Annotated in this window: 15 protein-coding genes; 12 read left to right on the top strand and 3 right to left on the bottom strand. The window is 71.7% G+C overall.

Annotated features, from left to right (window positions below):
- Nucleotides 1–180: 180 nt before the first annotated feature.
- The 9 genes from RV986_RS14490 (at nt 181) to RV986_RS14450 (ending at nt 9,415) form a co-directional block, all read left to right on the top strand.
- Entirely contained in the window at nt 181–864 is a 684-nt protein-coding gene (locus RV986_RS14490; protein ID WP_475917800.1) for a response regulator, read from the top strand.
- A gap of 124 nt (nt 865–988) precedes the next feature.
- Nucleotides 989–3,736 carry a DNA translocase FtsK gene (locus tag RV986_RS14485; RefSeq protein ID WP_475917799.1) on the top strand — a complete coding sequence of 916 codons (2,748 nt, stop codon included), beginning with the start codon at nt 989–991 and terminating at the stop codon, nt 3,734–3,736.
- Nucleotides 3,737–4,049: 313 nt separating this feature from the next.
- A complete protein-coding gene (locus RV986_RS14480; RefSeq protein ID WP_475917798.1) occupies nt 4,050–4,904 on the top strand; it encodes a helix-turn-helix domain-containing protein in 855 nt (284 codons plus the stop codon).
- A 142-nt stretch (nt 4,905–5,046) separates the two neighbouring features.
- Complete coding sequence (rimO, locus tag RV986_RS14475) at nt 5,047–6,522, top strand: 30S ribosomal protein S12 methylthiotransferase RimO (RefSeq protein ID WP_475917797.1); 1,476 nt, start codon at nt 5,047–5,049, stop codon at nt 6,520–6,522.
- The gene (gene pgsA, locus RV986_RS14470) at nt 6,519–7,232 is read left to right on the top strand and encodes a CDP-diacylglycerol--glycerol-3-phosphate 3-phosphatidyltransferase (protein WP_475917796.1); all 714 of its coding nucleotides are present in this window, start codon (nt 6,519–6,521) and stop codon (nt 7,230–7,232) included. Before rimO ends, pgsA begins: the two co-directional genes overlap by 4 nt.
- Nucleotides 7,229–7,774: a CinA family protein gene (locus tag RV986_RS14465; RefSeq protein WP_475917795.1), complete on the top strand. Its 546-nt coding sequence runs from the start codon at nt 7,229–7,231 to the stop codon at nt 7,772–7,774. The genes pgsA and RV986_RS14465 overlap by 4 nt, the downstream gene beginning before the upstream one ends.
- Nucleotides 7,775–7,883: 109 nt before the next feature.
- Nucleotides 7,884–8,261 (top strand): helix-turn-helix domain-containing protein, encoded by a 378-nt coding sequence (locus RV986_RS14460; protein ID WP_266474405.1) that lies wholly within the window; start codon nt 7,884–7,886, stop codon nt 8,259–8,261.
- 237 nt (nt 8,262–8,498) lie between these two features.
- Entirely contained in the window at nt 8,499–8,969 is a 471-nt protein-coding gene (locus RV986_RS14455) for a Dps family protein (RefSeq protein ID WP_475917794.1), read from the top strand.
- 197 nt (nt 8,970–9,166) lie between these two features.
- Nucleotides 9,167–9,415, top strand: coding sequence for a hypothetical protein (locus RV986_RS14450; protein ID WP_475917793.1), 249 nt, complete (start codon nt 9,167–9,169; stop codon nt 9,413–9,415).
- Between the two features lie 262 nt (nt 9,416–9,677).
- Here the strand turns inward: RV986_RS14450 and RV986_RS14445 are convergent, their stop codons facing one another.
- The 3 genes from RV986_RS14445 to RV986_RS14435 form a co-directional block, all read right to left on the bottom strand.
- Nucleotides 9,678–10,439: an SDR family NAD(P)-dependent oxidoreductase gene (locus RV986_RS14445; RefSeq protein ID WP_475917792.1), complete on the bottom strand. Its 762-nt coding sequence runs from the start codon at nt 10,437–10,439 to the stop codon at nt 9,678–9,680.
- Between the two features lie 32 nt (nt 10,440–10,471).
- A complete protein-coding gene (locus tag RV986_RS14440) occupies nt 10,472–11,332 on the bottom strand; it encodes an Fpg/Nei family DNA glycosylase (protein ID WP_475917791.1) in 861 nt (286 codons plus the stop codon).
- 94 nt (nt 11,333–11,426) lie between these two features.
- A complete protein-coding gene (locus tag RV986_RS14435) occupies nt 11,427–16,487 on the bottom strand; it encodes an ATP-dependent helicase (RefSeq protein WP_475917790.1) in 5,061 nt (1,686 codons plus the stop codon).
- A gap of 169 nt (nt 16,488–16,656) precedes the next feature.
- On the opposite strand from RV986_RS14435, the gene RV986_RS14430 reads away from it, so the two are divergent.
- The 3 genes from RV986_RS14430 to RV986_RS14420 are packed head-to-tail and all read left to right on the top strand — an operon-like array spanning nt 16,657 to nt 18,610.
- Entirely contained in the window at nt 16,657–17,667 is a 1,011-nt protein-coding gene (locus RV986_RS14430) for an AraC family transcriptional regulator (RefSeq protein WP_475917789.1), read from the top strand.
- Nucleotides 17,565–18,305 (top strand): AzlC family ABC transporter permease, encoded by a 741-nt coding sequence (locus RV986_RS14425; RefSeq protein WP_475924281.1) that lies wholly within the window; start codon nt 17,565–17,567, stop codon nt 18,303–18,305. Before RV986_RS14430 ends, RV986_RS14425 begins: the two co-directional genes overlap by 103 nt.
- Nucleotides 18,302–18,610, top strand: coding sequence for an AzlD domain-containing protein (locus tag RV986_RS14420; protein ID WP_475917788.1), 309 nt, complete (start codon nt 18,302–18,304; stop codon nt 18,608–18,610). The genes RV986_RS14425 and RV986_RS14420 overlap by 4 nt, the downstream gene beginning before the upstream one ends.
- Nucleotides 18,611–18,615 lie beyond the last annotated feature (5 nt).

Here is an 18,615-nt window from a genome sequence, read left to right as displayed (position 1 = left end):
GGATTCGGGGAACCTTCTGGTCCCCCACTACGTTTCTGCTACGTGCACAGTGACATCGCGGTGACAGGGTGTGGCGACAAGCGGGGTGCGGCTACCATGACCGGCACAAGGACGGGCGGCGCAAGGGAGTCGTCCTCTGGGGCGGCGCCCGGTGCACTGCCGGGGCGAGGAGGGCGGGCCATGGTGCAGAAGGCCAAGATCCTTCTGGTCGATGACCGGCCGGAGAATCTGCTGGCGTTGGAGGCGATCCTCTCCGCGCTCGATCAGACACTGGTACGGGCATCGTCCGGGGAGGAAGCACTCAAAGCACTACTCACGGACGACTTCGCGGTCATTCTGCTGGATGTCCAGATGCCGGGAATGGACGGTTTCGAAACCGCCGCGCACATCAAGCGGCGAGAACGGACCCGGGACATCCCGATCATCTTTCTCACCGCCATCAACCACGGCCCGCATCACACCTTCCGGGGGTACGCGGCGGGTGCGGTGGACTACATCTCCAAGCCGTTCGACCCATGGGTGCTGCGTGCGAAGGTCTCCGTCTTCGTCGAGCTCTACATGAAGAACTGCCAACTGCGGGAGCAGGCAGCGCTGCTGCGGCTCCAGCTGGAGGGCGGCGGCAAGACGGCGCTCGGCTCGGCCAAGGAGCCGGCCGGTCTTCTCGCCGAACTGTCGGCTCGGCTCGCGGCCGTTGAGGAGCAGGCCGAGGCGCTGTCCAAGCAGCTCGACGACGACTCCGCGGACGCGGCGGCGGTGGCGACGGCGGCCCATCTCGAACGCAAACTCACGGGATTGCGCCGGGCGCTGGACGCGTTGGAGCCGGGCACGGGGAGCGGGACTCCGTCGGTGCCGTCGCAGAACTGACCGTCACGCGGTCGCGTGTTCGCGGTGAACCCGTGTCACTTCCGGTCCCCGGTAGGGGCGACACGAACGGGTGAAGCAGTAGGCACACGTGTCTGCTGTCGTCTCCACCGGTAACCTCACACACATGGCCTCACGTCAGTCCGCAGCCAAGAAGCCGCCAGCGAAGAAGGCGGCCGCTCCGACGAAGGCTCCGGCGAAGACGGCCGCCGCGAAAAAGGCAGTCGCCAAGAAGGCGCCCGCCAAGAGGGCCGCGGCGAAGAAGGCCGCACCCGCGCCGGCGCCGAACCCGACCGCGGGCGTGTACAAGCTCGTACGCGCCGTGTGGTTGGGCCTCGCGCACGCCGTGGGCGCGATGTTCCGCGGCATAGGGCGGGGCGCGAAGGGGCTCGACCCGGCGCACCGCAAGGACGGTCTCGCGCTGCTGCTGATCGGCCTCGCGCTGATCGTCGCGGCGGGCACGTGGTCCAATCTGCGCGGCCCCGTCGGCGACCTCGTCGAGATGCTGGTGACCGGTGCCTTCGGCCGCCTCGATCTGCTTGTGCCGATACTGCTCGCGGTCATCGCAGCCCGCTTCATCCTGCACCCCGAGCAGCCCGAGGCCAACGGCCGCATCGTGATCGGCCTGTCCGCGCTCGTCATCGGCGTGCTCGGCCAGGTCCACATCGCGTGCGGGGCGCCCGCGCGCAGCGACGGCATGCAGGCGATAAGGGACGCGGGCGGCCTCATCGGCTGGGGCGCGTCCACTCCGCTGACGTACATGATGGGCGACGTCCTCGCCGTACCGCTGCTCGTGCTGCTCACGATCTTCGGTCTGCTGGTCGTCACGGCGACCCCCGTCAACGCGATTCCGCAGCGGCTGCGGTTGCTCGGGCAGAAGCTGGGCATCGTCCAGGCCGACCCCGAGGAGGCGGCCTTCGGGGAGGACGACGAGCGCTACGACGAGCAGTGGCGCGAGGAGCTGCCCGCGCGCTCCCGGAGGCGCTCGCGCGCCCCTGAGGGGCCTGAGGGGTACGCCCCCGAGACGGCCGAGGAGGAGGCGCTCACCAAGCGCCGGGGCCGTTCCCGGCGGTCCGCCGTGCAGCAGCCCGACATGAACCGGCCGATGGACGCGGTGGACGTCGCCGCGGCGGCCGCGGCCGCACTCGACGGGGCCGTGCTGCACGGGATGCCGCCCTCCCCGCTGGTCGCCGATCTGACGCAGGGCGTCACCGCGGAGCGCGACGGGTACGAGGAGACGACCCCGGTGCCGGCCGCGCGCGCCAAGGCCGTCCCGGGCGCCAAGCGGCCCAAGCAGGAGGCCCTGGCGGTCGAGTCCCTCGTGCCGGACCTCACCAAGTCCGCGCCGGACGCGCCCCGCGACCTGCCCCCGCGCGCCGAGCAGCTCCAGCTGTCCGGCGACATCACCTACTCCCTGCCCTCGCTCGACCTCCTGGAGCGCGGCGGCCCCGGCAAGACCCGCAGCGCGGCCAACGACGCCATCGTCGCCTCACTGCAGAACGTCTTCATGGAGTTCAAGGTCGACGCCGCCGTCACCGGTTTCACCCGCGGCCCGACGGTCACGCGCTACGAGGTCGAGCTCGGCCCCGCCGTAAAGGTCGAGCGGATCACCGCGCTCACCAAGAACATCGCGTACGCCGTCGCCAGCCCCGATGTGCGCATCATCAGCCCGATCCCCGGCAAGTCGGCGGTCGGCATCGAGATCCCGAACACCGACCGCGAGATGGTCAACCTCGGTGATGTGCTGCGCCTGGCGGACGCGGCCGAGGACGACCACCCGATGCTGGTCGCACTCGGCAAGGACGTCGAGGGCGGCTATGTGATGGCCAACCTCGCGAAGATGCCGCACGTACTCGTCGCCGGAGCCACCGGTTCCGGCAAGTCCTCGTGCATCAACTGCCTGATTACGTCCGTCATGGTCCGCGCGACCCCCGAGGACGTGCGGATGGTCCTCGTCGACCCCAAGCGCGTCGAGCTGACCGCGTACGAGGGCATTCCGCACCTGATCACGCCGATCATCACCAACCCGAAGCGGGCCGCCGAGGCGCTGCAGTGGGTCGTACGGGAGATGGATCTGCGCTACGACGACCTCGCGGCGTTCGGCTACCGGCACATCGACGACTTCAACCAGGCCATCCGCGACGGCAAGCTCAAGACGCCGGAGGGCAGCGAGCGGGAGCTCAAGACCTATCCGTATCTGCTGGTGATCGTCGATGAGCTCGCCGACCTGATGATGGTCGCGCCCCGGGACGTCGAGGACTCGATCGTCCGCATCACGCAGCTCGCGCGTGCGGCAGGCATCCACCTGGTGCTCGCCACACAGCGGCCGTCCGTCGATGTCGTGACCGGGTTGATCAAGGCGAACGTGCCGTCGAGGCTTGCCTTCGCCACCTCGTCCCTGGCCGACTCGCGCGTCATCCTCGACCAGCCCGGCGCCGAGAAGCTGATCGGCAAGGGCGACGGGCTCTTCCTGCCGATGGGGGCCAACAAACCGACCCGTATGCAGGGCGCCTTCGTCACCGAGGGCGAGGTCGCGGCCATCGTGCAGCACTGCAAGGACCAGATGGCGCCGGTCTTCCGGGACGACGTCACCGTGGGCACCAAGCAGAAGAAGGAGATCGACGAGGACATCGGCGACGACCTCGACCTGCTGTGCGCCGCCGCCGAACTGGTCGTCACCTCGCAGTTCGGGTCCACCTCGATGCTGCAGCGCAAACTGCGCGTCGGTTTCGCCAAGGCCGGGCGGCTGATGGACCTCATGGAGTCCCGCGGCATCGTCGGGCCCAGTGAAGGGTCCAAGGCACGTGACGTTCTGGTGAAGGCCGACGAGTTGGACGGAGTGCTCGCGGTGATTCGTGGGGAAGCTGAAGCGTAGACCTTCTGGCCGAGGAAAACGGGGCGGGTCGGTCACCGTACGGGTGAGTTCGTGGTGCCGCGGCCGCCGAGCGCGTCGGTCGCACTGCACCCTGTTGATATTCGAACGTGACTCACCCGTAAGGGACCGGCGGGCAACCGTTTCCCTTCGGCGTACGTCAAGTTGAGCGAAGGGACACGTCCAGGTCCCAACATCAGGATGACCGGCCATTCTGATGGCGTACAAAGTCCCACCGCCCGGTTGCCCCACCCTTTCGTACCCCCCCTAGACTGAACCTCCAGCACAGGTGGCTACACGCTCGAAAGGCGCCCCCGTGTCCATCGGCAACTCCCCTGACGGCAACTCCCCTGAAGACGAGCGTCCGTTCGAAGAAAATCTTGAAGAAGGCCTCTCGGTCGGTCGTGCTCTGCGGCAGGCACGCATCGAGGCCGGACTGACCGTCGACGACGTCAGCAACGCCACCCGGGTCCGCATCGCCATCGTGCACGCGATCGAGCAGGACGACTTCGCCCCCTGCGGCGGACACGTCTACGCGCGCGGTCACATCCGGACCCTGGCCCGTGCCGTGCACCTCGATCCGGACCCGCTGCTCGCCCGCTACGACGCCGAGCACGGCGGGCGCCCCGCCCCGACCCCGGCCGCCCCGCTGTTCGAGGCGGAACGTATCCGCCCCGAGCGCCGCGGGCCGAACTGGACCGCCGCCATGGTCGCGGCGATCGTCGCCGTGATCGGCTTCGTCGGGTTCACCGTGGTCAAGGGCAGCGATGGGAGTACCGCGAAGTCGCAGGTCGCCGAGGGCTCCACACCGACCGCCAGTACGTCCGCCCCCTCGGCCAGCCCCAAGAACAGCAAGACCGCCGAGCCGAAGTCGGACCCTTCGGACAGCGCCATCGCGGCCGCCCCGCAGGACAAGGTGACCGTCCAGGTGAGCGCCCCCGACGGGCGCAGCTGGATCTCCGCGAAGGACCACAACGGCCGGCTCCTCTTCGACGGTCTGCTCAAGCAGGGCGAGTCCAAGACCTTCCAGGACAAGACGAAGATCGACCTGGTGCTCGGTGACGCGGGCGCCATCCAGCTGTACGTGAACGGCAAGAAGATCGACGACCAGTTCCAGCCCGGCCAGGTCGAGCGACTCACCTACACGAAGGGCGACCCCGTCGTCGGATGACCCAGGGGTGACCGTGGCGCCCGGACAACGGGCTCACGAGTGGGCGCACAAAGGGCCCACGGCATAAGCGGGTACGGGGTTGGCCAAGATCGGCCAACCCCGTCGACGTGGGCTGTCAGTGAGACAAAGTAGTCTTGAGCCCATGCCTGAACGCCGTACCGTCGCACTCGTCACCCTTGGCTGCGCCCGTAACGAGGTGGACTCGGAGGAGCTCGCAGGCCGCTTGGAGGCGGACGGCTGGCAACTCGTGGAGGACGCCGAGGAAGCGGACGTCGCCGTCGTCAACACCTGTGGCTTCGTCGAGGCCGCCAAGAAGGACTCCGTCGACGCCCTCCTGGAAGCCAATGATCTCAAGGGTCATGGCAGAACCCAGGCCGTCGTGGCGGTGGGCTGCATGGCCGAGCGGTATGGCAAGGAACTCGCCGAAGCCCTCCCCGAGGCGGACGGCGTGCTCGGCTTCGACGACTACGCGGACATCTCCGACCGCCTCCAGACCATCCTGAACGGCGGCATCCACGCCTCGCACACCCCGCGCGACCGGCGCAAGCTGCTGCCGATCAGCCCGGCAGAGCGGCAGAGCGCGGGCGAGGAGGTGGCCCTTCCCGGCCACGGCGCCCCCTCGGACCTCCCGGAGGGCGTGGCTCCGGTCTCCGGCCCCCGTGCACCCCTGCGCCGCCGTCTGGACGGCTCCCCGGTCGCCTCGGTGAAGCTCGCCTCCGGCTGCGACCGGCGCTGCTCGTTCTGCGCCATCCCGTCCTTCCGCGGCTCCTTCATCTCGCGCCGCCCCAGCGACGTCCTGAACGAGACCCGCTGGCTGGCCGAGCAGGGCGTCAAGGAGATCATGCTGGTCTCCGAGAACAACACCTCGTACGGCAAGGACCTGGGCGACATCCGCCTCCTGGAGACCCTGCTGCCCGAGCTCGCCGAGATCGAGGGCATCGAGCGCGTGCGGGTCAGCTATCTGCAGCCCGCCGAGATGCGCCCCGGGCTCATCGACGTGCTCACCTCCACGCCGAACATCGCGCCCTACTTCGACCTCTCCTTCCAGCACTCCGCGCCCGACGTGCTGCGCGCGATGCGGCGCTTCGGCGACACCGACCGCTTCCTGGAGCTGCTCGACACCATCCGCTCCAAGGCCCCGCAGGCCGGTGTCCGGTCCAACTTCATCGTGGGCTTCCCCGGCGAGAGCGAGGCCGACCTCGCGGAGCTGGAGCGCTTCCTCACGGGCGCCCGCCTCGACGCGATCGGTGTCTTCGGGTACTCCGACGAGGACGGCACCGAGGCGGCGACGTACGAGAACAAGCTGGACGAGGACGTCGTCGCCGAGCGTCTCGCGCGGGTGTCCCGGCTTGCCGAGGAACTGGTCGCGCAGCGCGCCGAGGAGCGTGTCGGGGAGACCCTGTACGTGCTGGTGGAGTCCCTAGACGGGGACGAGGGCGCGTACGGCCGCGCCGCGCACCAGGCGCCGGAGACGGACGGCCAGGTGCTGTTCACGAGCGGCGAAGGTCTGACCGTCGGCCGTATCGTCGAGGCCAAGGTGGTCGGTACGGAAGGTGTCGACCTGGTGGCCGAGCCGCTCCTGGGCTCGCTCGCGTGTATTGAGGAGGCGGGCAGATGACCGGTGCCCCGGCATCCGCGGCGGGCGGCTCCCCCAGCGCGAAAGGTGCGGCGGGCGCTCCCGGCGTTCCCGGGGACTCCAAGCCGGCGCGGGGCGGGAAGCTGGGCGCTGCGGCCGTCAACCAGGCCAGCCTCTGGAACATCGCGAACATCCTGACCATGATCCGGCTCGTCCTCGTGCCGGGCTTCGTGGCGCTGATGCTGGCCGACGGCGGGTACGACCCCGTGTGGCGGGCCTGGGCCTGGGCGGCCTTCGCCGTCGCCATGATCACCGACATCTTCGACGGCCACCTGGCGCGCACGTACAACCTGGTCACCGACTTCGGGAAGATCGCCGACCCCATCGCCGACAAGGCGATCATGGGTGCGGCGCTGATCTGTCTCTCCTCGCTGGGCGATCTGCCCTGGTGGGTGACGGGTGTGATCCTCGGACGCGAGCTCGGAATCACCCTGCTGCGCTTCCTGGTGATCCGCTACGGGGTCATTCCGGCCAGCCGCGGCGGCAAGCTGAAGACCCTCGCGCAGGGCACGGCGGTCGGGATGTACGTCCTGGCGCTGACGGGGCCGCTGGCCACCCTGAGGTTCTGGGTGATGGCCGTGGCGGTCGTCCTGACCGTCGTCAGCGGGCTCGACTACATAAGACAGGCCATTGTGCTGCGCAGAAGCGGAATCGCCGAGCGGCAGGCGGCGGCCGAGGAGGCGGAGCGGTGAGTTCCACCGCCGCCGAGGTGCTGCGACTACTCACGGTGAGGGGCGAGACGCTCGCCGTGGCCGAGTCGCTGACCGGCGGCCTGGTGGCGGCCGAGATCACCGCGACGCCCGGGGCCTCCCAGGCCTTCCGGGGCTCGGTGACCGCGTATGCCACCGAACTGAAGCACGAACTGCTGGGCGTCGACGCCACTCTGCTGGCCGAGCGCGGCGCGGTGGATCCGCTGGTCGCGGCCCAGATGGCGAGTGGCGTACGGCAGGCGCTCGGCGCCGACTGGGGGATCGCGACCACCGGTGTCGCGGGGCCCGAACCTCAGGACGGACAGCCGGTCGGGACGGTTTTCGTGGCCGTCGACGGGCCGTCGTCGGCATCTTTTTCGGCCGTCGGCGGCGGGAAAGTGCTGCCGCTGCGGTTGAACGGCGACCGGGCGGAAATCCGTATGGAGAGTGTACGGAGCGTACTCGCACTGCTTCTGACGGAGCTGGCGGGCGAACAGACCGGGAATGAGCGGGCACAGCATACGGAACAGAACGGGGGGTTTTGATGTTTGCAGCCCTGAGTGAACACGACATCGCTCCCCGCACGGCCGCGGCGCAAGGCGGTACGGTGGGGCGTGAAGGATGCGGCTACGCGGTCCGAGGAGGGAGCCACCGATGATTCTGCTCCGTCGCCTGCTTGGTGACGTGCTGCGTCGGCAGCGCCAGCGCCAGGGCCGTACTCTGCGCGAAGTCTCCTCGTCCGCCCGAGTTTCACTCGGCTATCTCTCCGAGGTGGAGCGGGGGCAGAAGGAGGCATCCTCCGAGCTGCTCTCCGCCATCTGCGACGCGCTGGACGTACGGATGTCCGAGCTCATGCGGGAAGTGAGCGACGAGCTCGCCCTCGCCGAGCTGGCCCGGTCTGCTGCGGCCACCGAGCCGGTGCCCGCACCGGTGCGCCGTCCGATGCTGAATTCCGTATCGGTCACGGGTGTGCCACCGGAACGGGTCACGATCAAGGCGCCAGCCGAGGCGGTCGACGTCGTCGCCGCCTGACGCTCACGAGTTCGCGCTCATGAGCTGAGCATGCTTGCGAGAAGCCCCGGCCGGGGGTGCTTCAGGGAGACCTGGAGCGGCTTCGGCCGGGGCTTTCGTTGTCTGTCGGGTCCCACTTGCCCGTAGTCGCTTCCGGTCGCTTCCGATTGTCTTCGATCGCCTCCGATCATCTTCGAGTGACCCTAATTGTCCATATATGCCATGGTTGATGGGGTCGAGAGAAAACGGAGGATCCCGATGTACGTAGTGAAGAGCCCGTTGTCCGACGCGGACCTGAAGACGGTGGCCGGAGCGCTGCAGGGAGCGCTGGTCGACCTGCTGGACCTCTCCCTCGTGGCGAAGCAGGTCCACTGGAACATCGTCGGACCGCGCTTCCGCTCCATCCATCTCCAGCTCGACGAGGTCGTGGACACCGCGCGGCGGCACTCCGACACCGTGGCGGAACGCTCCTCGACGCTGGGTGTCCCGCCCGACGGACGGGCCGCGACCGTGGCCACCAGCAGCGGTATCGGTGTGACACCCGAAGGCTGGATCAGGGACACCGACGCCGTGGGGACGATGGTGGACGCGCTGAGCGCGGTGATCAGCCGGATGCGGGTGCGGGTGGACGCGACCGGCGAGGCCGATCCGGTGAGCCAGGACATCTTCATCCAGGTCACCGGCGCCCTTGAGAAGCATCACTGGATGTTCCAGGCGGAGAACGGGTGAGCGGAGAACGGGTGAGTGCAGGACGAGTGACGCCCGCGGACCGTGCGCGGCTCGCTTCGGTGATCGCCGGGTGCTCCTTCGTGCCCGGCGGACGCCCCGGCCGGCTTCTCATGTGCCTGGGGTGCGCCTCTGTGCCGTTGGTGCGCCCTGCCGGTGGATGAGGGCGCGAGTCTAGCTTCGGGCTGGAGGTGGGCACCATGGCAGGGCGATTGGCGCGCTGGGGGGTTGCGCTGGGGCTCGGTGCGCTGTGGTGGTGGGGGGTGCTCCGGCTCGTGCTGGCGCCCGACGCCGGGGTGCTGGAGGGGGTGGTGACGGCCGGGGGCTGGGGGGTGAGCCTCCTGCCGGTGCACTGTGTGCCGAAGGTGCAGGTCGCGGGGGCGGCCGGGGCGGAGCGACTGAGGAAGCGGCTGAGGGAGCGGCTGCGGCGCGGGGTGCGGGGCGCGTAGGGGGCGTGCCGAGAGCTTCGTAGGGGGCGGAGTGCTCGGTGGGGGGTGGGAGGGCATGGGGCGGCGCGTTTGGGGGCGCGTGGTGCTCGGGGGTGGTGGGGGCGCGGGGCGCGTCAGGGGGCGGACTGAGGCGTCGGTGGGGGCGTGGGGGGTGGGAGCTGCGGGGCCGTGACGCGGCGGTGCAGGGGGTGGCGCAGGGCTTGGCGGCGCAGGGGTGGGGTGGCGCAGGGCTTGGCGGGGCCGTGACGCGGCGGTGCAGGGGCTACCAAGGCATGGCGACGCCGCCGTTCGGGCGGAGGATCTGGCCCGTCGTGAACGCCGAGGCGTCGGAGGCCAGGTGCAGCACGGCGTGGGCGATGTCCTCGGGTTCGCCGACCCGGCCCAGCGGCGACAGCCGTGCCATGACCGCTTCGGTGCGCGCCTGTGCCTCCCCGTGGTGGTCGGTCATCGGTGTACGGGTCCAGCCGGGCGCGACCGCGTTGACGCGGATGCCGTGCGGGCCGATCTCGGTGGCCAGGGTCTTCGTCAGCTGTACGACGGCCGCCTTGGCCGCGCCGTAGCAGAGCAGGCCCGGGCCGCCGGTGTCGATGGCGCTCGACGCCATCGTGATGATGCTTCCCCGGACGCCTTTCGCGATCATGAGGCGGGCGGCTTCCTGGCAGGCGTACAGCACGCCCTTGAAGTTGACGTTCAGTACCCGGTCGAGGTCTTCGTCCCGGGTCTCCAGGACGGGGCTGCGGTGCATGATCCCGGCGATCGCCGCCATGATGTCGAGGCGTTCGCAGGACGCGACGGCCTGCTGGAGCCGACCGCGGTCGCCGACGTCGAGCGGGTGTGTGCGGGCCGAGCCGCCTCGCTCCTTGATGAGGGTCGCCGTCTCGTGCAGGCCCCCTGCATCCCGGTCCGCGCAGTGGACGATGGCCCCCGCTTCCGCCAAAAGGACGGCGGAGGCGCGCCCGATGCCGCTGGCGGCGCCGGTGACGAATGCGGTGCGTCCGGTGAGGTCGTACGCCTTGACGGGCATGAAGGGACCGTACGAGGGTTTCTGACGGGTCGTCAATTGGTTGTGCGGTGGGGAGTTGTACGGGGTGCGCCGACGGTCGGCGGCGGGGTGGGGCCCGGTGGTGGCGTGGGGCCGGACTGGCATGTCGGGCACCAGTACGTGGGGCGCTCGCGGGAGCCGTCGCCCTGGTCGGCCCGGCGGATCGAGGTGCGGCAGCGCAGACAGGGGCGGGGTGCGCGGCCGTACACGAACAGGTTCTCGTCGCGGCGGCCAGTGGTGCTGCGGACCGGACGGTCGCGGTTGGCCTCCAGGAGGTTCTTGGCGAGGGTGGGCAGCTGCGCCGCGCGGTCGGCGGGCAGCTCGCCGACGGGGAGCCAGGGGGTGACCCGGAGGAGGAAACAGAGCTCGCTCTTGTAGACATTGCCGATGCCGGCGAGGTTGCGCTGGTCGAGCAGAGCCTCCCCGAGGGGGCGGGCGGGGTCCTGGAGGAGGTTGTCCAGGGCCTTGCCGGGGTCCCAGTCCGGGCCGAGGAGGTCGGGGCCGAGGTGGCCGACGGCGCGGTCCTCTTCCGCGGTGCGCAGCAGCTCCAGCACGGGCAGCCGGTACCCGACGGCCGTGCGGTCCGCGGTGCCGAGGATCGCCCGGATCTGGTGGGCGGGGCCGCCGCTCCAGCGCCGGCCGTTCTCGTACACCTTCCAGGAGCCGTCCATCCGCAGATGCGAGTGCAGTGTCAGGCCGCCCTCGATCCGGGTGAGGAGGTGCTTGCCGCGCGGGGTGACGTCCAGGACCGTGCGGCCGGTGAGATCGGCGGTGGCGTATCTGGGCACTCGCAGGTCGGAGCGGGTCAGCACCTTGCCCGCGAGGGCGATGTGCAGTCGCCTCGCGGCCTGCCGGACGGTGTCTCCTTCGGGCATGGGTTCCAGGGTGGCACGGGTCGGGGTGGGTTTGCGTGGGGGCTGGTGCTGGGGTGCACGGTGGTCGTACGCGCAGCCGCAGCCCGCGGGGTGGTCATGCGCGCAGCCGCAGCCCGCGGGGGGTCGCGATGAAGCCGGCTCCTTCCAGGAGGGTGCCGAAGGGTGAGGTCAGGGCCGAGACGCCGTTGACGCGCTCCACCGTGACCGTGCCGAGCGAGCCCGCGCGGGCGGCTGCGGCGAGGGCCTCCGCGGCGGCGTGCAGACGTGTGTCCTCCATGACCGCCCCGTCCGGTTCGGAGGGCCAGGCCAGCAGGGTCTTGCCGCCGCGCTCCATGTACAGCGTCAGCTCGCCCTCGACGAGCACCACCAGGGAGCCCGCCTTGCGGCCCGGCTTGTGTCCGGCGTCGGTGGGGGGCTCGGGCCAGGGGAGGGCCGCGCCGTACGCGTTCGCGGGGTCGGCGGCCGCCAGGACCACGGCCTGGGGGGCTGTCCGGGAGGTCGAGTGGGAGCGGGGGTGGAAGCGGCTGGGGGAGAGGGCGGGGTCGGCCGCGAAGCGGTGGTCGTCGGCGTACGCGGAGTCCTCCGGGAAGCCGAGCGAGCCGGCCGGGTCGAGGTCGTCCGGGAGGGCGGGGAGATGCGCGGGGCCGTGGTCGCCGGGGCGGTCGAAGGTGTTCGCGCGGTGGTGGTCGCTCGGGAAACCCGACCCGTCGGCTCGGCCGAGGTCGCGGTCGTCGAAGAAGCCGGGGGCGTTCGTGTGGCCGCTGTCGGGCGGGAAGCCGTCGGTGTTCGTGCGGTCTCCGTCGCCGGGGAAGCCGGGAGGGGGTGTGCGGTCGGCGGCGCCCGGGAAGCCGTTCGGCCCGGGGAAACCGGTCAGGGAGTCCGGGGCGGTCGGGGATTCGCCCCGGTCCCGTGCGTTCGCCGCCGCGCGCAGCCGGTCCACCGCGCCGTCCATCGCGAACTGGGCGGCGCCGAGCCCTTCCACCACATAGCCGCGGCGTGCCTGGCCGCTGTCCTCGAAGGCGGACAGGATGCGGTACACGGCGGAGAAGCCGCCCTCGACGCCTTCCGCGGCGACGGCGCCCCGGGTCACCACGCCGTGCCGGTCGAGCAGCGTGCGGGCCAGGGCGTGGGCGCGCACGGTGGCGTCGGGTTCACGGGTGGGGAGCAGCGACCAGCGGCCGGCCACGGTCGGCGGGCCGGTACGGGACTGGGGGCGTGCGGCGCCGGTCAGGGAGCCGTAGCGCCCGCGCGGGATCGCGCGCTTGGCGCGGTGGGCCGTGGAACCGGCGGTGCGGCCCGAGCCCAGGAGGGAGCGCATCGGGGCGAGCGTGTCGTTCGTGAGACGCCCGGACCAGGCCAGGTCCCAGATCGCGTCGGCGAGTTGGGGATCGGTGGCGTCGGGGTGCGTGGTGGCGCGGACCTGGTCGGCGATCTGGCGGAAGAACAGGCCGTAGCCCCCCGAGAGGGCGTCCAGGACCGACTGGTGCAGTGCGGTCGGCTCAAGGGGATGCGGGGGCGACAGGAGCAGCGGGGCCGCGTCCGCGAGATACAGCGAGACCCAGCCGTCCTTGCCCGGCAGCGCCCCGGCTCCGGCCCAGACCACCTCTCCGGCGGCGGTGAGCTCGTCGAGCAGCGCGGGGGCGTAACCGGTGACCCGGGAGGGCAGGACCAGCTTCTCCAGGGCGGAGGCGGGCACCGAGGCGCCCTGCAACTGCTCGACGGCGCGCACCAGTCCGTCGACGCCGCGCAGCCCGTGCCCGCTGCCGACGTGCTGCCACTGCGGCAGGAACTGCGCGAGTGCGGCGGGTGGCACGGGCTCCAGCTCGTGCCGCAGGGCCGCGAGCGAGCGGCGCCGCAGTCTGCGCAGCACCGCCGCGTCGCACCACTCCTGGCCGATGCCCGCCGGGTGGAACTCCCCTTGGACGACACGGCCGTTCGCGGCGAGGCGCTGCAGCGCCCCGTCCGTGACCGCCGTGCCGAGGCCGAAGCGGGCGGCGGCTGCGGTGGAGGTGAACGGACCGTGGGTGCGCGCGTACCGTGCGAGGAGGTCGCCGAGCGGGTCCTTGACCGGCTCGGTGAAGGCCTCCGGCACGCCGACCGGCAGCGCGGTGCCGAGTGCGTCGCGCAGGCGGCCGGCGTCCTCGATGGCCGCCCAGTGGTCGGCCCCGGCGATACGGACCCGGATGGCGCGGCGGGCTCCCGCCAGCTCCTTGGCCCACTGCCGTTCGGCGCCGCGCTCGGCCAGCTCGGCGTCGCTGAGCGGTCCCAGCAGGCGCAGCAGGTCGGCCACGCCTTCGGCGTCCTTGACGCGGCGGTCCTCGGTGAGCCACTGCAGCTCCCGCTCCAGCTCGGTCAGTACATCGGCGTCGAGCAGCTCGCGCAGCTCGGCCTGGCCGAGCAGCTCGGCCAGCAGCCGGGAGTCCAGCGACAGGGCGGCGGCGCGGCGCTCGGCGAGCGGGGAGTCGCCTTCGTAGAGGAACTGGGCGACGTATCCGAAGAGGAGCGAGCGGGCGAAGGGGGAGGGCTCGGGAGTGGTGACCTCGACGAGCCGGACCTTGCGCGACTCGATGTCGCCCATCAGCTCGGTGAGCCCGGGGACGTCGAAGACGTCCTGGAGGCATTCGCGGACCGCCTCCAGGACGATCGGGAACGAACCGAACTCGCTCGCCACCTGGAGCAGTTGGGCGGCGCGCTGCCGCTGCTGCCACAGCGGGGTGCGCTTTCCGGGGCTGCGGCGCGGCAGCAGCAGCGCGCGGGCGGCGCACTCGCGGAACCGGGACGCGAACAGCGCCGAGCCGCCCACCTGGTCGGTGACGATCTGGTTGACCTCGCCCTTGTCGAAGGCGACGTCCGCCGCGCCGACGGGTGCCTGCTCCGCGTCGATCGCCGTATTCAAGGAGGCGCCCGCTTTCATGGGCTCCTGGTCGAGCAGGTCCAGGCCCATCAGGTCGGCGTCGGGCAGGCGCAGCACGATGCCGTCGTCGGCGTGCATGACCTGGGCGTCCATGCCGTAGCGCTCGGAGAGCCGGGCGCCCAGTGCGAGGGCCCAGGGGGCGTGCACCTGGGCGCCGAACGGGGAGTGCACGACCACGCGCCAGTCCCCGAGCTCGTCGCGGAACCGCTCGACGACGATCGTCCGGTCGTCCGGGATGTGCCCGCACGCCTCGCGCTGTTCGGCGAGGTACGAGAGCACGTTGTCGGCGGCCCAGGCGTCCAGTCCGGCGGCGAGCAGCCGAAGGCGGGCGTCGTCCTTGGGGAGTGAACCGACCTCGCGCAGGAACGCGCCGACCGCGCGGCCCAGTTCGAGCGGGCGGCCGAGCTGGTCGCCCTTCCAGAAGGGAAGCCGGCCCGGGACGCCGGGCGCGGGCGAGACCAGGACGCGGTCGCGGGTGATGTCCTCGATGCGCCAGGAACTCGTGCCGAGCGTGAAGACGTCGCCGACGCGGGACTCGTAGACCATCTCCTCGTCGAGCTCACCGACCCGGCCGCCGCCCTTCTTGGGGTCGGACCCCGCGAGGAAGACCCCGAAGAGGCCGCGGTCGGGGATCGTGCCCCCGGAGGTGACGGCGAGGCGCTGGGCGCCGGGGCGGCCGGTGACCGTACCGGCGACGCGGTCCCACACCACGCGGGGCCTGAGCTCCGCGAAGGCGTCGGACGGATAGCGGCCCGCGAGCATGTCGAGCACGGCCGTGAACGCCGACTCGGGGAGTGAGGCGAAGGGGGCCGCCCGGCGGACCGTGGCGAGCAGGTCGTCGACCTGCCAGGTGTCGAGCGCGGTCATCGCGACGAGCTGCTGGGCCAGCACGTCCAAGGGGTTGGAGGGGACCCGCAGGGACTCGATCGACCCGGTGCGCATCCGCTCGGTGACGACCGCCGCCTGGACGAGGTCGCCGCGGTACTTGGGGAAGACGACGCCGGTGGAGACCGCGCCGACCTGGTGGCCCGCGCGGCCCACGCGCTGGAGACCGGAGGCCACGGACGGCGGGGACTCGACCTGGACGACGAGGTCGACCGCGCCCATGTCGATGCCGAGTTCGAGGCTGGAGGTGGCGACCACCGCGGGCAGGCGACCCGCCTTCAGATCCTCCTCGACCAGAGCCCGCTGCTCCTTGGAGACCGAGCCGTGGTGCGCCCGCGCGATGACGGGAGGTGCCCCCTGGGCCACGCCCGAGCCCCCCATGAGCTGTGCCGGGGCGTGGGCATCCGCCAAGGGCTCGCCGGTCGCCCGCTCGTACGCGATCTCGTTCAGCCGGTTGCAGAGGCGCTCCGCCAGGCGTCGGGAGTTCGCGAACACGATCGTCGAGCGGTGGGACTGGACGAGGTCGGCGATCCGCTCCTCGACATGCGGCCAGATCGAGGGCTTCTCCGCGCCCTCGTTGCCCTCGGCGACCGGGGAGCCGCCCAGCTCGCCCAAGTCCTCGACCGGCACGACCACGGAGAGGTCGAATTCCTTGCCGGACGGCGGTTGGACGATCTCCACCTTGCGGCGGGGCGAGAGATAGCGCGCCACCTCGTCCACCGGACGTACCGTGGCGGAGAGGCCGATGCGGCGCGCGGGCTTGGGCAGCAGCTCGTCGAGGCGCTCCAGGGTGAGCGCGAGATGGGCGCCGCGCTTGGTGCCCGCGACCGCGTGCACCTCGTCCAGGATGACCGTCTCGATGCCCGTCAGCGCGTCGCGTGTCGCGGACGTCAGCATCAGGAACAGCGACTCGGGTGTCGTGATCAGGATGTCCGGCGGGCGGGTGGCCAGTGCGCGGCGCTCCGCGGCCGGGGTGTCGCCGGAGCGGATGCCCACCTTCACCTCGGGCTCGGGCAGCCCGAGGCGCACCGACTCCTGCCGGATGCCGGTCAGCGGGCTGCGCAGATTGCGCTCCACGTCGACCGCGAGGGCCTTGAGCGGGGACACGTACAGCACCCGGCAGCGCTTCCTGGGGTCGGCCGGTGCCGGGGCCGAGGCCAGCTGGTCGAGCGCGGCGAGGAACGCGGCCAGGGTCTTGCCGGAGCCGGTCGGGGCGACCACCAGCACGTCCGAGCCCTCGCCGATGGCTTTCCACGCCCCGGCCTGGGCCGCGGTGGGCGCGGAGAAAGCCCCCGTGAACCAGCCGCGGGTCGCGGGGGAGAAGCCGTCGAGGGCTCGGTGTGCGGAGCTGACCATGCGTCCATCCTGCACCCGGCCACTGACAATCGTCCTGACCTGCGGGAACGCTCCGCTGGAGGAGCCAATGCGCCTTCGGTGGATGGTGGGTGGTGGGTCGGGGGTGGGCGGCTGCGGGCCGGGGTGCCTGCTGCGGCTGCCTTCGACGAGGGTGGCGGAGAATGGGGGCGTGGCAGGTTCGGGGCGGGAGCGGGCTCGGCACTGGCAGTACGCGGAGCTGCCGGGCGTCGATCTGTTGCGAGCCCGGTTCGTCGAGAAGATCTTCGTGCGGCACACCCACGAGAACTTCGTGATCGCCGCCATCTCCGACGGCGTCGAGGTCTTCCACCACGGCGGCGCCGACCAGTACGCGGGGCCCGGCGCGCTCGCGCTGGTCAACCCCGACACCTCGCACACGGGCCGCGCGGGCGTCCCCGAGGGCTGGCGCTACGGGGCGGTGTACCCGTCGCCGGCACTGGTCGCCGAGATCGCCGCCGAGACCACCACGATCCGCGGCACCCCCGGATTCACCAGCCCCGTGCTCGACGACCCGTACGCCGCGGGCCTGGTCCACGAAGTGCTCCGGGCCGCGGAGGAGGGCAACGCGCTGGCCGCCGACACCCTGCTGCGGGTCGCGGTGACCCGCCTGCTGCGCCTGAACGGCGGCCCGCTCCCGCAACGGGCCGTGCGGACGGCGGGTGCCCGCGTCGCCGCACGCGCGCGTGCCGTGCTGGAGGAACGGATGGCCCAGCCCCCGAGCCTGGAGCGGCTCGCCGCCGACCTCGGCACCAGTCCGTTCGCGTTGCTGCGCGCGTTCCGCGACACCTACGGCATGCCGCCCCACACCTGGCTGACCGATGCCCGGGTCCGCCGGGCACGCCACCTCCTGGACGCCGGCTCCGTGCCCGCCGAGGCGGCCGTGATCGTCGGCTTCACCGATCAGCCGCACCTCAACCGTCACTTCACCCGGATCGTGGGCGTGCCCCCGGGCGCCTACCAGCGTGAGCGCAAGAACGTACAACGCAAGAACGTACAAGACGCCGACGCGCCGCCGTCCCTACTGTCCAGGGCGTGGCAGAACAGACAGCTCTCGCAGACATACACAGGGAAGAAGGCGGCGGAAAACCCGACGCGGCCGTCGTCCGGGACGCCCTGGGAGTCGGGGTCGCCGTCGGACTGTCCGGGTTCGCCTTCGGGGTGACCTCGGCCGGCAGCGGGCTCACGGTGCTGCAGACCTGCGCGCTCAGTCTCCTGGTGTTCACCGGTGCCTCGCAGTTCGCGCTCGTGGGCGCGCTCGCGGGCGGCGGCAATCCGCTCACGGCTGCCGCGGGGGCGTTCTTCCTCGGGGTGCGCAACGCCTTCTACGGACTGCGCCTGTCGCAGCTGCTGGCCCTCCCGCGCGCGGTGCGCCCGTTCGCCGCGCAGTGGGTCATCGACGAGACCACGGCCGTCGCGCTCGCCCAGCCCACCCGCCGCGGCGTCCGGATCGGCTTCACCGTCACCGGGCTCTCCCTGTACGTGCTGTGGAACCTGACCACCCTGCTGGGCGCCGTCGGGGCCGAGGCCATCGGCGACACCGACGCGTGGGGGCTGGACGCCGCCGGGCCCGCGGTCTTCCTCGCGCTGCTCGCGCCGATGCTGAAGACCACCACGGAGCGCGCGGTGGCCGGTGCCGCGGTCCTGCTGGGGCTCGGTCTGCTGCCCGTGCTGCCCGCCGGAGTGCCCGTCCTGGTGGCCGCCCTGGCCGCTCCCGCCGCTCTCTACGTAGAGGGCCGCCGCAGCATGAAGTCCGCCGGCAGCCCCGGGAGCGCTCCTGAGGCACCAAGGGAAGACCGTTGAACATCTGGATCGCGATCGGCGCGACCGCCGTGGGCTGCTACGCCGTCAAACTCATCGGGCTGCTGGTCCCCGCGGGCGTCCTGGAGCGGCCGCTCGTCAAACGCCTCGCCGCCCTGCTGCCCGTTGCCCTCCTGGCCGCGCTCACGGCCCAGCAGACCTTCGCCGACGGGCGCGTCCTGGTCGTGGACGCGAAGGTCGCAGGACTCGCCGCGGCCGCCGTCGCCCTCCTCCTGCGCGCCCCCTTTCTGCTCGTGATCGGCGCGGCCGTGATCGTGACGGCGGCAGTGCGGGCGCTCGCGGGCTGACGACG

It is taken from the genome of Streptomyces sp. RLA012, from assembly GCF_056270325.1.
This window is presented reverse-complemented; position numbering and strand designations above follow the sequence as displayed.

Coding starts and splice junctions, on each gene's coding strand:
- RV986_RS14490 (WP_475917800.1), top strand. CDS start 181: ATGGTGCAGAAGGCCAAGATCCTTCTGGTCGATGACCGGCCGGAGAAT.
- RV986_RS14485 (WP_475917799.1), top strand. CDS start 989: ATGGCCTCACGTCAGTCCGCAGCCAAGAAGCCGCCAGCGAAGAAGGCG.
- rimO (WP_475917797.1), top strand. CDS start 5,047: ATGCCTGAACGCCGTACCGTCGCACTCGTCACCCTTGGCTGCGCCCGT.
- pgsA (WP_475917796.1), top strand. CDS start 6,519: ATGACCGGTGCCCCGGCATCCGCGGCGGGCGGCTCCCCCAGCGCGAAA.
- RV986_RS14460 (WP_266474405.1), top strand. CDS start 7,884: ATGATTCTGCTCCGTCGCCTGCTTGGTGACGTGCTGCGTCGGCAGCGC.
- RV986_RS14455 (WP_475917794.1), top strand. CDS start 8,499: ATGTACGTAGTGAAGAGCCCGTTGTCCGACGCGGACCTGAAGACGGTG.
- RV986_RS14450 (WP_475917793.1), top strand. CDS start 9,167: ATGGCAGGGCGATTGGCGCGCTGGGGGGTTGCGCTGGGGCTCGGTGCG.
- RV986_RS14445 (WP_475917792.1), bottom strand. CDS start 10,439: ATGCCCGTCAAGGCGTACGACCTCACCGGACGCACCGCATTCGTCACC.
- RV986_RS14440 (WP_475917791.1), bottom strand. CDS start 11,332: ATGCCCGAAGGAGACACCGTCCGGCAGGCCGCGAGGCGACTGCACATC.
- RV986_RS14435 (WP_475917790.1), bottom strand. CDS start 16,487: ATGGTCAGCTCCGCACACCGAGCCCTCGACGGCTTCTCCCCCGCGACC.